This is a genomic window from Streptomyces sp. NPDC048441, from assembly GCF_043200235.1.
Lineage (GTDB): Bacteria > Actinomycetota > Actinomycetes > Streptomycetales > Streptomycetaceae > Streptomyces.
This window is the reverse complement of the sequence record NZ_JBICXM010000002.1, coordinates 717,775-733,977: the sequence shown is the minus strand read 5'-3', so window position 1 is coordinate 733,977 and position 16,203 is coordinate 717,775. Positions and strand designations below refer to the sequence as shown.

The window sequence follows — 16,203 nt, the reverse complement described above, 5'->3', positions numbered from 1 at the left end:
CCGGGCCTTCCTCGACGCCGCGGTCGGCTCACGCGTCACCCCCGGCGGACGGCCGGTCCTGCGGCTGCGGTGGCGGGTCCACGGGGCCTGCGGGGGAGGGGGGCTGACGCCTGGGCGAGGGCAGGACGCGCGTCGCCTCGCTCTTGAGGCTGTCGTCGTCGGCGTGTCCGTCTCCCGGTGTTCCCGCCGGGTCGGCTCCCGGTGTTCCCGCCGGGTCGGCCCCTGGTGTTCGCGCCGGGTCGGGGGCGCGGTGCCCCGCGGGGATGGTGCGCGTGTCGCCCACGCTGTCCGTGCCGCTCCATGCGGAGTTCTGCGCGGAGTTCTGCGCGGTGCTCTGTCCGGCGTGGCCGTTGGTCTCGGGGCCGCCGCCGGGCCCCGCGGAGGCCCCGGAAGCCCCCGTGGCGTCGTGCCCGTATCCGTACCCAGCGGCCGGATCGCCGTTCGTGCCGCTGATCCACGGCACCCCGTGCCCGCTCACCCCGAACCCGACCCCGGCACCGGGCTCCGCCGAAGCGGGCATCGTCATCGTCTCCGGCAGGGGCGACGCCCCCACCAACGCCCCGATCCGTGCGTCGAGCCGCGCCGCCGCGTCCTGCCAGTGCGCCGCAGCCGCGTCCCACCGCTCCGTCGCCTCGCGCATACCGTCCACCGCGTCGCCCGTACGCCCCGTGCTCGCGACCAGCGCCTGCGATGCCCGGTCGGTGGCCGACGCCACCGACTCCGACTTGGTGACGAGTGACTGCTGGGCGGCGATCAGAGATCTCAGGGAGGCCTCGACCGTGTCGCCCGCCGCCTTGACGCGGTCCGCGATGCCGCGCGCCGCGTCCGCACCGGCGACGCTCGCCTTGTCCGCCGCCGTCCGGCCGTCGCGCAGGGTCTGCTCGATACGGGACGCCGCGACGCCCAGCTTCGGCACTTCGAGGGTGAGCGCGTCCGCGGCGGCCTTCAGCGCGTCGATGGACTTGCTCACCGTCGTCGTCGTGCCGGTCAGCGCCCGGTGGCTGCTCGCCGACTTCGACGCCAGGTCCCGCATCTGTGTGGCGGCCTTGGTCAGCTCGGCGGCGAACTGCTGGGGAGACGCGCTCCGGTGCGGGGCGAGCACCATCTGCGTACGCGTGAGGACGGACGCGAGCTCGGCGAGGAGCTGCTCCCGTTCACTCTGCCGCTCCGTCTCCTCCCGCTCCGTCCGCGCCCGCACCCGCGCGTGCCACACCGAGAGCAGGACGAGGAGGGCGATGAGGAGCACCGCCATCAGCGCCACGTTCTCGAAGCGGCCGAGCGCCGACAGATGGCCGCCGAAGCCGGACTGCCACAGCTGGAGGAAGGGCCGCGTCGATTCTCTGGGGTCCTCCTCGCTCAGTTCCCCGTACGCCCGCACCGCTTCCCGCAGCCCGAACCAGGTGACCAGGAGCGGGATGAAGACGAGGATGCCGAGCGCGGCCTCGAGGCGGCCGTCGTGCCGCACCGCCTGCCCGACGGGCGGCGTGATCACGCTCTCCGGGCGGACATAGGCGTCCGCGAGGCCCACCTCGGCCCATTGGTCGAGCCGGTTCGCCGACTTCAAGTCCTTGGCCAGTACGGAGAGTTCGGCCGAACGGGGCGCGAGCGATGGATGGTCCGCCAGACGCTGCAACTCGTCGATGAGTTGCTGCTCGTCCAGCAGTTCTGCGGGCGTCAAGCGTTTCCCCCTGTTCTCGGGCCTAGCCGGTTCCTTCCGTCGCGGTTCAACCGCCGCAACAGAGCCTCGGCATCGGCGTGTTCAGGTTCCCACGTGAGGCACTTCCCCAGAGCCTCAATCGCCTCATCGCGCCTCCCGAGACGCTGCACCTCGACCGCGTGCCGGTAGGTGCGCTCGGCGAGGAGCCCGCGCACCCGTTCGCTGGTCGGGTCATGGCTGTACGCGCACCTCAGCCACTGCTCGGCGGCGGGGAAGTGGCCGGGCGATGTGTCGGCCATCGCCGCCGTGCAGTGCACGTCGATCATCGCGTCGAGCACGTCGGCTCCGGCGGGCCTGGTGGCAGCGTCCAGCCAGGCGATATGCGCGGCATGGACGGCTTCGTCGTACTGCTCGAGCTCCAACAGATGCTCTATATGAGCGAGTTGACGCATCGCCACCCGATCGGCGGGCGGTGGCGTGTCCGGCTCGGCGGCAACCGGCGGTGCCTGCGGTGCCTCCCGTGCCTGCCGTGCCTGCGGTGCAGCTTCCGTCGGCGGTTCCGGTCGCTCCTCCGTGGTCAGCGCATCGAGCAGCGCCTCCGCCTCCGCGACGATCTCCCGCAGCAGCGCCACCGCCTCCTCCGTGCGCCCCTGCCCCGCGAGCAGCCGCGCCTGCTCCACATCCCCGCTCCCGCCCCGTGGAGCGCCGCCCGGCACCGGCTCCGCGCACCGCACCAGCGTCGCCGTCAGGGCGGGCGCGTCCGCGAGTGTGTCGTCGGCCGGGTCGGCGGGCTGTAGTGGGCCCTCCTCGAGCGCCGCGGCCCCCGCCGCCCCGCCCGCGAGCCGCACCGCGTGCTTCAGCGCCCCCAGGGCGAGCAGCTCGGGCGGCGCCTGCACCTGGTGCCGACCGAGCGCGGATGCACCCGAACGGACCTGTTCCATCAGGGTGTTGCCACCGGTCAGGAGCAGCGTGTCGACGTCCGACGGCAGCAACCCCGACTGGTCGAGCAGCGACCGGCCACGGTCGACCGTGCGACGCACATGCAGGTCGAGGAAGGCGTCCAGATGAGGCCGGGTGATCCGCACATCGAGCGGCGGGCCGATGCCCAGGTCCAGGGAGAGCTCGGCCGCCCCCGCACTCCCCGGCACGCTCAGCGACTCCCGCGCCGCCTGCGCCCGCTGCCGAAGGTCCAGCCACACCCCCGTGTCCAGGCCCGTCACCGAACCGGGGCCGCGGTGCTCGCGCAGCAGCCGTACCGCCGACGACAGGACCTCCCCGTCGAAGGCGCGCCCGCCCGAGGTGGCCGCACCCTCGTGGCCGAGCGCGCGGTAGTGCCCCCGTACGCAACGGACCAGGCCGAGTTCGAACCCCTCGTACCCCATCCCGTACACAAGAAAGGTGCCGCTGTCCCGCTCCGACGCGTATCCGACGACCGCGGCCATCGCGTCGCTGATGAGCCGCGCGGGAGCGAGCCCCGCCTCCAGTGCCGCGTCCCGCAGCGCCGAGCGCTGCGCCGACTGGTAGGACGCGGGCACGCTGATCACGGTCTGCGCGACCGTCCCGGAGGTCTCCCTCTCCACTCGTTCCCGCAGCAGCCGCAGCATCCGGGCGACGAGGCCCTCCGGAGAGACCGATGCCCCAAGGGTATGGACGGGGCGCCCGCTGCCGACCCGGCTCTTGAGGCCGGGGAAGGAGACGGGCAGCACACCGACGGGGGCGGGCTCGCACAGGAGCCACGGCCAGTCGGCCGCCGCCGCTTCGAGCCGCCGCGCCGGCTGTCCTGGCAGCGCGAACAGTGCCCGCAGGCCCGTACTCCCGAAGTCGAGCCCGAGGCACACCCGGGCGGCCGGATCCCGGCTCGGGTCCCGGGCCTCCTGCCGTGCAGAACTCATCCGTCGACCGTGTCTTCCCCGACCTGGAGGATGCCGCCGTAGTCGGGCCGGTCGGGCAGCGACTGCACCCGGCGCTCCGACTGGGCCACGGCCACCAGGCTGCGGAGGTTGCGGGCCTGCTGCGCGGTCTGCACGCGATTGCCCTGCCGGTGGGCCTGCTTGACGTAGTCGACCGCTTCGTTGATCTGCCGGACGGTGTCCGGCGGCGCGCCTTCCGACGCCAGCTCGGCCTGCCGGAACTGGCTGGCGAGACCGCACTGATTGAACACGTCGGAGAGCAGCAGCTCGGTGAGCCGCTTGTACTCGCCGCTGTCGCCCATCGCCGCCGCCCGCTGGGCCTGCTCGATGTCCCTGCGCACCTTCATCGCCTGCACCGGCTCGATGTAGGTGCCGTACCGCCTCAGGAAATGGTCGGCCTCCCGCTCGGCGTACCCCAGTTCCTCGCGCAGCACATGGCTGTCGACCTCCACGCCGGTCTCCGGCGGCGGGGTGCGCGGGCGCTCCCGGTTCGGGGTCGCCTCCAGGGTCATGTCCGTGCCGCGCACACTGATGCGTACGGTGATGATGCGGTCGGCGGAGTAGTTGAACGACACGTCCACGTGCCGGTTGATCTCGATCTCCTGCGGCAGATCGAACTCGACGACCCCCTGTTCGTGGTTCTCGCTCGCCACCCGGCTGTCGCCCTCGAAGACCGGGACGCGGATGCGGCGGCTGTCGGTCGCGTGGAAGGTCCGCTGCCGCGGCTCGGGCAGCGGATAGGGCGAACCCGCCGGGATGATCTCGACGAACACATCGCGCTGCGAGCCCTTGACCGCGGCGATCCCCATCGCCATGGGCGTCGACTCGTAGAGGCCCGTCGAGCCCACAGGGCGGGCGTTGATCAGGCTCTCGTCGCAGTCCTCGCAGGTCTGCGCGGCGTACTCGTTCACCTTCAGGCACTGCGGGTCCGGGCACTCCACGCCGTCCAGGGTCTCGGCGAGCACCCCCGCGCCGAACGCGACACACTCCATGGGGTTGATGTTCCTGCGGACCTTGTTCTTGCCGAAGTACGCCTCGACCGCCTCGTAGACGGGACGCGTGAGCGTGCCCCCGCCCACCAGGAGGACGTCGGAGATGCCATCGGGCGTGAGCTGGTAGCGGCCGAGCGTCTCCGTCACCAGGTCCATCGTCCGGGACACGAGGGGCGCGATCATCGAGTTGAACTCGCCCTGAGTGAGCGTCATTTCGACGTCAAGGACGCCCTTCGGGCTCTTGTAGGCCGCCGGGATCACGATGTACGTCTCTTCCAGGTCGTTCAGCTCCCGCTTGGCGCGCTCGGCCGCCTTCTTCGCCGCGAAGAGGAACGCCTTGTCGCCTGCCGGATCGACCTGGTGCTCGTCCCGCATCCACTGGATGATCCGCTCGACGATGGCGAGGTCGAAGTCGTCCCCGCCGAGCCAGATGTCACCCGCCGAACGCAGCACCTGGAACTGGCTGTTGCCGTCCTGGTCCTTGACCGCGTTCAGGACCGAGATGTCGAACGTGCCGCCCCCCAGGTCATAGACCAGGACCCGGCTGCGCTCACCGCCCGGCTTGTGCAGACCGAAGGCGACCGCGGCCGCCGTGGGCTCGTCGACGATCTTCTTCACGACCAGACCCGCCCGCTCGGCCGCCTCACGGGTGGCCGCACGCTGCGCGTCACGGAAGTAGGCGGGCACGGTGATCACGGCGTGGGTGACCTGCTCGCCGAGGGTCCGCGTCGCGTCCCGGACGAGCTTCTCCAGGATCACCCGGGAGACATCGGCCGGCGTCAGCGTCTTCTCGCCGAGCACCACGTGGGCGCGCGGGTCGTCGTCGGGCCCCGCGACGATCTCGTAACTCAGCCTGCCGCGCGCCTCGGCCACCGAGGTGTCCGCGAAGTCGCGTCCCATCAGGCGCTTCACGGACACGATGGTGTCCTTGGGCTGTCTGATCGCCCAGTTCAGCGCGTCCTCGCCGACCAGCGGCTGGTGCGGGCGGTCCTGGCGGGCCAGGCCCACCACGGACGGGGTGAGCCGCTCGCCCTTGCTGTTGGTGAGCACCGCGATGTCCGCGCGGTGCGGATCGTGGGCGGCGACCGCGCTGTTGGTGGTGCCGAGATCGATGCCGATGGCCTTCATGAACGCTCCGTTCCCTGCTCGGTGTCGCCGGGCACGGCGACAATTACCCGGGCGGCGCGCAGGACCTGCCCCCGGTATCGATATCCGCGCTGAAGGATCTCCAGGACCTCGTCGTCGGCGGCTCCGGGTGCGGTCCGGACCTCGGCCACATGGTGGGTAGCGGGCTCGGCGCGCTCGCCGACCCGGCCGACGGGCTCGACTCCCTGCCCGGTCATGGCCGTTTCCAGCTGGCGTGCGATCAGCTCAAGACTTCTGCGGTACGACGCCGGGTCGGCCGTCGCTTCTTCGGCGAGCAGCCGGTCGAAGGAGTCCAGGGTGTCGGCGAGCACGAGGAGCAGCTGTTCGGACAGCGCGCGGTGGGCGGCGTCCTGTGCGGCGAGGGCCAGGGAGTTCTCGTAGGCGAGGCGCGCGGTGGTGGCCGTCGTCTCGGGTGACGGGTCCTGCGTACTCATCGAAGGCGGGCTCCTCGGTGTCGCGGGGTTGTCAGCGTCGCGGGGGCGATCAGATGTCGAAGGTGATGAGGTCGTCGAGGAGCCGGGCGGTTTCCTCCGTGAGCGTCGAGTCGGGCGTTCCTGTCAGCTCGGGGGCGGTCGCCAAGTCGACGTCGTACAGAAGCAGTTCGGCCAGCATTCGGCGTCGTACGACCCGCAGCTCGTCCCATGCCTGCTGGGTGACCGGCGTCATCAGGCGCCGGGCGAGCAGCTCGAAGGAGACGTCCTGGAGGCCGGCGTGCGATGTCCACGGGGTGACGCCCACCTCGGCGAGCGCGTCGTAGGGGAACGGGCCGCCGTCCCAGCTCGTCGACGGGTCTTTGATCATCACGTTCCCTCTCCTTCTGCCGCGCTGTCCGTGAGGCCGTCGAGCCGACGCTGCACCGCGTCGAGCAGGGCACGCCGAATGCGGCTGTTCGTCGGGTCGGCGCGAGTGGCGCGGATCAGGTGGTGCAGGGCGCGGCCGACGTCGCCGCGGCCCAGGGACTCCTCTGCCCAGTCCGTCAACAGGCTTGCCCAGGCGGCCAGTTCCGACTCGTCCGCAGGTGTCTCCTCGCTGTCGCTGCGCATCAGGTCGCGCAGTCCGTCCACTCCGAGATCCCGGGCGAGCAGCCGCTCAAGCTCGTCGAGAGCCTCGCCGAGCGTCTCGCGGTAGCCGTGCGTCAGGGCCTGGCCGAGGCCGACGTCCAGGAGGTCGAGCGCCTCGTGGAGGATCTTCAGGCGGCCCGGGATCGTGTGCGTGTGCGCGTCGAGAGTGAAGGCCAGGGCGCGCGCCAGATTGTCGCGGGCGTGACTGGACGCCGGGTTGAGCGTCAGGGCGCGGCGCAGATCCGCCTCGGCGCCATAGGCGTCGGAGCGCATACCGTACTTGGTGCGCGTATATCCGCGCCATACGCCGCGCATGGAGAGCAATGCCGAGTGCCGCGCGCTCAGTTGGTCCACCAGGTCGCGGTCGAGCGGGTGCAGGACCGGCGGTACGGCCTCGACGAGCGCGACGGCTTCGTCCAGGCAGTCGCCGCGCTGCGCGCCGCCCCGGTCGACCAGGGCCTCGACGCGGCCGAGCACCGTGCCGATCACCGCTTTCTTGCTGCGGGCCTGCATTCCGGCGCGCCGCGACACGCGGACGAGCTCGGCCCACTCGTCGAGGGCGCGGGCCAGGCCGCCCGCCCCGTCGGCCAGGGCGGTGCGGGCGAGGGCGAGACGGACGCGCACGGCGAGTTCGACGCCGTCCTGGAGGAACTTGGAGTGCCGCTCGGGGATCTGGACGTACGCGGGATTGCGGCGCAGGAAGTCCTGGCAGTGCGCGCACTCCTCGACGTGCTCGCCCGGAGCGGGCGTCGACGCGGGGCCCGCGCAGTCGTCGGGCAGCGTGGTGAGGGTGGCGAAGGCGGGCAGCGCGCGCAGGGCCGGCTCGAACTTGTGGACCTCGGAGAGGACGAAGCTCTGCGCCAACTCCGAGAACGCCCACCGCAGTTCTCGTACGGCATAGACGCCAGGGTCCCTGCCCTGCTCGGCCGCCGCGTCCAGGGCGGCGGCGAGTGCGGCGAGGGGGGCCTCCAGGTGGAGCAGGCGCAGATAGCGGGGCCCGCAGGCGAGCGGTGCGGAGCCGGCGCCCGGCACGTCGCGCAGGCCGCCCATGTCTTTCAGGACGCGGGCCGCGCTCAGCTCGGCTTCGAGAAGGGCCGCCAACTCCTGGTAGGCAGCGGCCTGTTCGGGGCGGTTCTGTTCGGTATGGCGCTGTTCGTAGACGCAGAGCTGCCCGAAGAGATGCTGGCTGAGTTCCAGGCGGAGCTGCGCCATGTCCTCGCCCGGCAGCTCCCGTTCGTAGCAGGCGGCGCGCTCGGCGAGCCAACCGTCCCAGTACTCGTCGTCGCTCAGCAGCGTCGCCCAGTAGGCGAGCGCGGACTCCCAGGCGGTGACGGCATGTTCCCAGGCCCCGCTCTGCTCCAGCTCCTGCGCCTGCCACAGCCGGGCAGCGGCGAGTCCGTGGACGACGGTCATGTCGCCGGGAGCCGCCGCGAGCCGCCGCTCCCACTCGGCGGCGGCCGCCTCACGGTCCCGGCCGAGGAGCAGGAGCAGAGGGGCATCATGCGGGAACCGCTCGCACAGGCCGCCGAGCAGCCCGGCCCCCGCCCCCTCGTCCGGTGAGAGCCCGGCCATCGCGTCACGCAGTGCTGCGGGGGAGTGCCAGCGGTACAGCAGGGCGTCCAGCTGGAGCCGCCGCGCCGGAAGCCGCAGCCGGTCCCAGGCGACGCGCTCGTCCCAGGTCATGCCGCCGCGTTCGAGCAAGGTGTACGAGGCGTCGTTGACCACGTCCATGGAGGCGCCGGGATCTACGCCCGCATCGCGCAGCGCGAAGTAGGGGTAGGCGGGGTCGCCGGACACGAAGGGGTCGGCGACGAGCGGGGCGCTGGTCAGCCCGTCGGCCCAGGGAAGGAGTTCGAGCAGCCTCCGGAGCCTGCGGCACCGCGCGTCGGCCCGGTCGAGACCGCCACCGGCCCGCTCGTACGCGGCCACGGCCTCGCCCCACTTCCCCGCGGCCTCCAGCAACCTCCCTTGTGCGTACGCGAGATGAGCGCCCGCGTCCCGGTGCCCCGCGCACCGCCGGAAGGCGTCGGCGGCCCGCTGCCACTCCTGGTGGGCGTCGGCGAGGCGCCCGCGCGCGTAGGCACCGAGGGCGGCGGCGTCCCGGTGGTCCCCGAGCGCGGCGGCCTCCTCCTGGACGCGGGCCCATTCCCCCTCGGCCTCGGCGAGCCGCACCAGGGCGTACCGCCGACGCGGGGCGGCATCCTCGAACTCCCCGGATTCCGCCGCCACCGCGCCGAAGGCCTCTACGACTCCACGCCACTGGGCGGCGCATCCGGCGGCGCCCTCGGCGATCCGCGCCCGGACGTACCGCTGCCGCACCTCGACGTCGGCCCAACTGGCGGGCAGCGCTTCGTAGGCGAGGAGGGCGTCGGGCCAGGCGGAGGCGCGTTCGTGGGTGCGGGCGAGGGCGTAGAGGTGGAGGTGGCGGGGTTCTTCCCTGGCGTCACTACCTTCCCCGGCGTCACTCTCCTCCTCGGCGAACGCCCGAGCGTAGATCTCGCAGGCCCCCGCCCAGTCACCCGCCGCCTCCGCGATGCGGCCCTCAGCCTTGCGGCGCAGGGCGCCGACCGCGCCGTCGCGGCCCGTGTCGGGCACGATGTCGAGCAGGCTCAGGACCGCGCCCCAGTCGCCGCGCAGATCGGCGGCCACGCGGGCGCGTGCGTAGAGGCGGCGGTCGCGTACCTCGCCGTGTGCGTACGTGTCGGGCAGCCTGCCGAAGCCGTCGATCACCCCCGACCACTCGGCGCGGGCGTCGGCGGCGCGACCGCGTGCGTACAGGACGCGGTCGGGCACGTCGAGGAGGTCCGAGGAGAGTTCGGTGAAGCAGGCGAGCGAGTCCTGCCAGCGCTCCTCGTCCTGGCAGGCGCGCCCCCTGGCGTACGTCCGGAGCTCCCCGGCGTCGTCGTACCCGCAGTGCTGCCCGGCCGCTCCCGATGCGGCGCACTCCGCGAACGCGTCCGCCGCATCGGGCCAGTCACCGGCGGCGGCAGCCACCTGGCCGTGGACGTAGCGCTTGCGTGGCCGCACGTCGCGGTACTCCGGAGGCAGCAGGTCGAGCTCCGCGAGCGCCTCGGCCCAGCCCCCGGCGCCCGCCGCGTCCAGCGCCCCCTGATACGTCCGCTCCCGCAGCCCGCTCAACCACGGTTCCGCGTCCCACCCGTGAGCGGCCACGGCCTCCAGATCGGCCAGGGCTTCCGGCCAGGCCCCGACTTCATCCGAGCGCCGCCCGCGCGCGTACAGCATCCGTACGCCGCTGTCCTGGAACCCGCTCGCACCGGCGAACCCCTGGACGGCATCGGCCCAGGCCCCCGCGGCCTCGGCGGCACGCCCCGCGGCGTAGGCGTGCCAGGCGGGGAGGTGAGGGCCGGGGCCGCCGTCGCTCCCCCCACTGCCACTGCCACTGCCGTCGCCACCGCCCCTGTCGCCCCCGCTCAACGCCACCGCCTCGCCGAACGCCCTGTACGCCGCCGCCCACTGCGCCGCCTCCGCCGCCGCCCGCCCGCGTACGTACGCGGCCCGCGCCGCGGAGTCCGCAAGCCCTCCGGAGGCCGCAAGCCCCTCGGAGCTCTCGAACCCCCCGCACGCCGCGTACCCCGCGCCTGCCGCGCCCCACTCCCCGGCGTCCTGCGCGACCCTGCCGCTCGTGTACGCCGCGCCCGCCATGGCGCCCTCGTGGCCGGGACGCCGGGCGAGGACAGCGGCGTACGCGGTCGCTGCGGTCGGCCAGTCGGCGTGGTGCCTCGCGTGCTCGGCGGTGTCGAAGGCCTCGGCCACGTGGAGTTCGTCGCGGGCCGCGGCGAGGCGGGGCGCCGTGTCGCTGAGGCCCGCCGGGTGCGCGCCGAGCAGTTCCTCGTACCGTCCGATGGCCCCGGCCCAGTCACCGGCCTCCTCCGCCGCGCGGGCCTGCCCGGCGAGCCCGGTGAGGTACCGGAGTCGCTCGACCTCCGCCGTCAGACAGCCGGGCGGCGATCCTTGCAGCGCGTCGCGCAGGGACGCCAACTGCTCGACCGCGGCGTCCGCGTCCCGCTCCGCGGCCAGCAGACCGCACAGCTTCTCCAGCTCGTCCCAGGCGATCTCGAACGCCGCCTCGGCGCGCAGCCGCTGCTGCTCATCCTCGAACTGGCGTGTCTCGGCCCGCAGTATCCGCTGCACCTGCGCCCACTGCCCCAGGTCACGCTGGTACCGCGCCGCACCGATCAGGACCGTCGAGTCGACATGCCCGAAGGGGCTCTGGAAGGCCCGCAGCGCGTCGGCGCCCTCGCGCAGCGGATCGGCGACGGCGCCACCGTCGTCCCGCACCTCACGCGCCTTGAACAGCCAGCCCTGGCGGCAGGACTCGTGCAGGAAGAGCGCGGGCGTCGCCCACTCCACCGCCGTGTGTCCCGGCAGATGCGAGATGCGGCGGCGCGCGGCACCCATGGCCTCGTCGATGGTCCGGTTCGCCGCGAGCCCCTTGAACAGCTCGGGGCTGAACCGCCCCGCCGACAGATCACTCACCCGGCCCCGCATCGCCACCACGGCGGGCACGCCTCCGCCGATCAGCGCCTGGGCGAGCCCGGAGAAGGGCTCGGCGAGTGAAGTGTCGGCACCGGCACAGAGGTTGAGGGCGACGAGGCGCAGTCCAGGCGCCTTCAGCAGAATCCCGCTGAGCAGATCCGCCGGTACGCGGTCGATGCCGCCGCCCTCGGTCTCCAGGGCCACCACGCCCTTGCCGAGTTCATGGTCGTACGTCCCGTGCGCGATCAGCAGCACTGCGGTGGGCAGATCGGAGTGGGCGCCGATGGCCGCCTCCAGAGTCGTGCGCGTCGCCCGTTCGAGCACGGTGGTCTGCACGGAAACCTCCGGCAACTCCTGTCGGAGCGCGGCGACTTCGGCATCGGGGCACAACTGCGGCAGGCCCGCGTCGGCGGGTGACGCGCAGGCCACGAGCAGCCGGATCAGACTCGGCTCGTCCGCGGGTTCGGGAAGTCGCTGACCCAGCGGGCCACCGGGCAGCGAACGCACCAGCGAGTAGCCGTGGTTGAGGGCGAGCGACTGCTGCGGCTGCCCCGGCGGCGCACACAGCGCCTCCAGCGGCAGATCGCGCAGCTCCTCCGGTACGTCGAACCGGATGCGGAGCCCCCGAGCGGGCCGCATCCGCTGCGCCCGTTCCAACGCCAGGTCTACGCAGGCGCCGACGGGGGTGCCGACGGGGGTGCCGACGAGATCCCCGTCCCCCTCACCGAACAGCAGCCGGAAGACGTCACGGCCGAGCCCCCGCAACTGCGCCACCGTGTGCTGCTCACCCATGGGGGCCAGGCCGAGCTCGGCCGAGATCAACCGGTCCCACTGGTCGCGGAACGCGGCGGGCTCGCCGTTCACCGCGATCACTTCGGCGGCGGCAGCGGGGCCGTTGGCACTGACGAGGTAGCGGGACGTGCCGATGGGGCGGATGCGGATGCGGAGTTCCTCGTAGGCGAGCATCGGCCTGCCGTCACCTCCCGCTCTCTTGGTGCGCCCCTGTGGCCTGGTGCGCTGTTGTGGCCTGGTGCTCCGCCGCGACGTGGTCCAGGTCAGCCGCCGCCGCGTCGAACTGCTCGGTCAGATCTGGGTCGTCGGGGAAGTGGACCAGGGCGGCGGTCAGTTGGTCCATGGCCTCGCGCAGGGTCGCCCTGGCCCCGGACACGCTCCCCGAGCGCCAACGCCGAGCAGCAAGGCCGCGCAGTACGACGCCGAGGCTGACCTGTGCGCGCAGCAGATGCGGGTTGAAGGCGACGGAGCGCCGCAGATCGTCCGCCGGGGCGTCGAGCAGGCTGCCGTCCCGATTGGCGACGGAGATCCCCCGGTCGGCGAGCAGCCGCGCCAGCTGCCCTTCCAGGCGCCCCCGTTCATTGGCCCCGGTGATGGAGTGAGCCACCTCGAGCGTGGCCACGGCACGCGTCAGGTCGCCCGCGCGATGCGCTGCCCGTGCCGCGCCGAGCGCCAGGTCGACGACGGCGGTCTGGGTCTCCCGGTAGCGTTCGAGCTCCCTGCTGTGCACGAGGGCACGTCGCCAGGAGGCTGCTGCCGAGCCGAAGTCAGGTCGCCCTGCGGAGAGTTCGGCTCGACCCAGGTCGAGCCGGGCCCGCAGTGCGAGGCCGCGGGCGTCCCGCGCGAGACGCCGATGCTTGTCGGGGTGCCCGGCGTAGGCGGGGTTCAGCTCGTCGAAACGGCCGCAACCGGGCTCGCAGACGGCGGCGGGTGCACCGGCGCGCCCTGTCCCGTCCTTGCGCTCGCGGCATTCGCGGCAGCGTAATTCGGTGAGGGCTGCGAGGGCGTCGGCTGGCTTCTCCTGCTTCAACAGAAGCTGGGCAAAGCCAAGTTCGGAGAAGGCGTACGTCAATGAGGACCCGGGGGTCCCGGCCGCGAAGGCGCCGAACGCATCGACCAGGCCGAGCTGCGCGATTCGTAACGGCCCGCACACCAGGGGAGCACTGGCCTCGTCGGCGGCCGGAAATCCGCCCACCCCGGCAAGGATCCTCGCGGCATCCGACTCCCGCTGAAGCAGCGCCCCCGGCGGCACACGTCCACCGGCGTCGTGCTCCGGCATCCGCCGCTCGAGGAGCTCCCGCAGATCGGCCCGGAGCTCCGCGTCAGTCACCGCCTCCACAGTCACGCCGAACCGTTCCTCGGCCGAGGAACGTCTGCTCTCCCAGAAGGAGTCGTCGTGCAGGAGAGCTCCCCAGGCGGCAACGCACCGCTCCCAGCGCCGGGATGCCGACGAAACGTCCTTGCGGTCCTCGGCGCCGGTCGAGTTGAGCAGTGCGAGAGCGAGGGTGTGGGTGATCCGGTGGTTGCCGGGGTCGCGATGAGCGGCGTGCTCAAGCAGTTCGATGGCAACCTCGCGCCGCCCACGGAGGACGAGGGCGACGGCGTACTGCGGCACGGACTCGAACTCGCCCTCCGCCTTGCCGGACAGCGCCGCCATGAGCCACCGCGCATCGGCGTCCAGTGAACCCAGTGAGCCATCGCCATCGCCGGGGGCAGCGGCAGCGGCACGCAGATCGTCGAGCGCGTCCTCGTACCGCCTCAACCGCACACGCGTATAGGCCCGCTGGACGAGCGACCGGGGATGCGGCCTCGCGCAACGGAGCGCCGAGGTGAAGTACTCGTCCGCGGACTCGTACGCGGCCCGGTGCGCCGCCGCGCACCCGAGCCAGTGCAGAGGGTCGGCGCCGTCGGGGAGCAGTACATGCGCCCGCTCGAACTCCACGGCGGCCTCATCGGCGTCCCGATCCGCGAGCTGGACCCGCCCGAGGCCGACATGGACCCGAGCCCGGAGGGCATCACCATCAGCCCCGTCGCCGTCGCCGTCGCCGGCCAGGGCGAGCGCGGCCCGGAAGTCGCGCTCGGCGGCCACGCGGTCGTGTCGCTCAAGGCCCAACTCGGCGGTGACACACGCCTGTTCCGCACGGATCACGTCAACATGCGGCGGCCCCACGTCACCCACCCCCCGATCCCGTCCCGATCCCCGTCCCCGTATCCGATCCCCGGCGGGTCAGCCGCCCGCCTCGTCCAGCACGGAGCGCCAGCGCCCCAGCTCCCTGTCGTAGTGCAGCGGGCCCTCGCTGAACCGGGCCAGGTCGAGACCGAGGAGCTGTTCGTACGCCTCGCCCGGCAGGCCGGGTTCAAGGACCACGCGCAGGCCCGTACGCCGGTCCTGGAGAACCAGCGGCCGAGGAGCGGGGGTGGCGGGATCGGCAGGGTCCGCCGCCCGCGACGACCGGCGTACGACATCCTTGAACGCCGCGTACGAGTCCTTTACCGCTTCGGCGCCGAGGCCGCTCAGGAACGCCTGGAGGGGAAGGGACGCCAGCATGATCCAGGGAAGGTCCGCCGCGCCCCGGTGATCGACCGTGCGCCGCACCCGCGCCGTGTGGACGCCGAGCCCTTCCAGCGCGGAGACGAGCTCCCGCCGCAGGTCGTCGGAGGCGTCCCGGTCGATGAGCAGCTCCGCGGGCAGCGGCGCTTGGTTCATGGGGGGCGGTCCTTCCCGGAGCTGATCTCAGTCCCGCAGCCTAGAGGCGCCGACCGTACCCGTGCGGGGAAACCTATGATTCCGCCGCGGCCCCGTCCACCGCCTTCCGTTCGAGGTCGGCGAGGCGCGCGTCGGCTGCCGCGCGGCCTTGGTCGGTGTCCTGGAGCGACCGGTACAGACGCTGGGCCCGCACCGCCTGCGTGTAGTCGCCGAGGAGTGCCAACTCTTCGGCGAGGAAGGACAGTTGGGCGGCGTCCGGGCCCGTGTCGTCCAGCTCGCGGATCAGATAGGCGCGCGCCACCTCCACCATGCCCTGGTCCCGCGCGAGCTCCAGCCAGGTGGATTCCGGTTCGTCGTCGGGGTCCACCCCATAGTTGGAATCGTCGAACGAGCGCGCCCATTCCTGTACGCGACCGGCCTCGTCCGGGAGTCCGGCGAGCCCGCACCACGTGTCGTACGTCGTCCCGTGCGCCTCCCGCAGCAGCGGCAGGTCGTCGGGAAGGCCGTGGAGGCCCACGAGGACGACGGCGAGCCGCAGTTCGTCGGACATCGACGCGTCCGCCTCGTGCTTGAGGAGGTGGCGCAGGAGCGTGCGATCGGTGTTCCGCCGGTCGTACTGCGCGGCGCGCAGGGCCGCCACTCTGCGCACCCGGTCCCCTGCCACGCCGTCCCAGACGGCGCGGTCGCCGGTCCGCAGCAGGGCCAGGTCGGTGCGGCCCCTGGTGAGCACCTGCTCCCACAGGGGCGGGCGCGGGTGCGGATCGAGGCGTTTGTACGCGAGGTGCTCGCGGGCGTTGAGGAGGAGGTGGTCGGGCTCGGTGCGCAGGAGCGCGGCGTGCAGGCGCGCGACGAGCTGCACGGGAGAGCGCTCCGGGAGCCCGAGCGCGGCACGCAGCTCGGCGCGCCGCACATCGAGGTCGGGCACGCAGTCCTCGCGGAAGTCGCCCTCGGTGTCGGCGATCTCGGCGAGTATCCGCGCCTCTCCGTCGGTCGGCGAAAGGCCTACGTAGTCCTCCCAGCCGGGCAGGCCGACGAGGATCTCCAGGGCCTCGTCCACGCTGTCCCCGATGACCCCGGCCGAGCCCTCGGAGTCGGCGTAGAGCACGGACCCGTCCCCGCACACGAAGTACGTGCCCCCGGAGTCGTCCCCCGCGATCGGTTCGAGCGGCCCGCCGGACGCGAGGTGGACCTCTTCGACGTGGTCCGCGCGGGACAGGTCGAATGCGAAAGGGAATGCGGCCAGCTCGGCCAGACGCGGGTCCTGTCGCAGCAGACGGAGTGCACGTTCGGTCATGCTCCGAAAGTAACAGCGGTCACTGACAGCAGACCCACAACAGGACTTACCACTTCCATATGTGGTTTCCGAGACTTTTCTTGCAGAATGAGGGATTCATGGAACTTGGCTGGGGCGCCGGGAGTCTTCTGATGTGAGGGGCGGCCA

9 protein-coding genes are annotated in these 16,203 nt (G+C 72.7%); all 9 read right to left on the bottom strand.

The window, feature by feature from the left end; genetic code table 11:
• Positions 1-28 precede the first annotated feature (28 nt).
• Complete coding sequence (locus tag ACGFSB_RS07515; protein WP_393395492.1) at positions 29-1,678, bottom strand: hypothetical protein; 1,650 nt, start codon at positions 1,676-1,678, stop codon at positions 29-31.
• Positions 1,675-3,549, bottom strand: coding sequence for an Hsp70 family protein (locus tag ACGFSB_RS07510; RefSeq protein WP_393395491.1), 1,875 nt, complete (start codon positions 3,547-3,549; stop codon positions 1,675-1,677). Before ACGFSB_RS07510 ends, ACGFSB_RS07515 begins: the two co-directional genes overlap by 4 nt.
• Complete coding sequence (locus ACGFSB_RS07505) at positions 3,546-5,687, bottom strand: Hsp70 family protein (RefSeq protein ID WP_393395488.1); 2,142 nt, start codon at positions 5,685-5,687, stop codon at positions 3,546-3,548. Before ACGFSB_RS07505 ends, ACGFSB_RS07510 begins: the two co-directional genes overlap by 4 nt.
• The gene (locus ACGFSB_RS07500) at positions 5,684-6,139 is read right to left on the bottom strand and encodes a nucleotide exchange factor GrpE (protein WP_393395485.1); all 456 of its coding nucleotides are present in this window, start codon (positions 6,137-6,139) and stop codon (positions 5,684-5,686) included. Before ACGFSB_RS07500 ends, ACGFSB_RS07505 begins: the two co-directional genes overlap by 4 nt.
• A gap of 49 nt (positions 6,140-6,188) precedes the next feature.
• Positions 6,189-6,509, bottom strand: coding sequence for a hypothetical protein (locus ACGFSB_RS07495; protein ID WP_393395482.1), 321 nt, complete (start codon positions 6,507-6,509; stop codon positions 6,189-6,191).
• On the bottom strand, positions 6,506-12,229 hold the full coding sequence (locus ACGFSB_RS07490) for a CHAT domain-containing protein (RefSeq protein ID WP_393395479.1): 5,724 nt from the start codon (positions 12,227-12,229) through the stop codon (positions 6,506-6,508). Before ACGFSB_RS07490 ends, ACGFSB_RS07495 begins: the two co-directional genes overlap by 4 nt.
• Positions 12,230-12,239: 10 nt before the next feature.
• Positions 12,240-14,204, bottom strand: a complete 1,965-nt coding sequence (locus tag ACGFSB_RS07485) for a hypothetical protein (RefSeq protein WP_393395476.1) — start codon at positions 14,202-14,204, stop codon at positions 12,240-12,242.
• A 78-nt stretch (positions 14,205-14,282) separates the two neighbouring features.
• Positions 14,283-14,762: a hypothetical protein gene (locus tag ACGFSB_RS07480; protein ID WP_393395473.1), complete on the bottom strand. Its 480-nt coding sequence runs from the start codon at positions 14,760-14,762 to the stop codon at positions 14,283-14,285.
• 73 nt (positions 14,763-14,835) lie between these two features.
• A complete protein-coding gene (locus tag ACGFSB_RS07475) occupies positions 14,836-16,056 on the bottom strand; it encodes a hypothetical protein (protein WP_393395471.1) in 1,221 nt (406 codons plus the stop codon).
• Between the last annotated feature and the right edge of the window lie 147 nt (positions 16,057-16,203).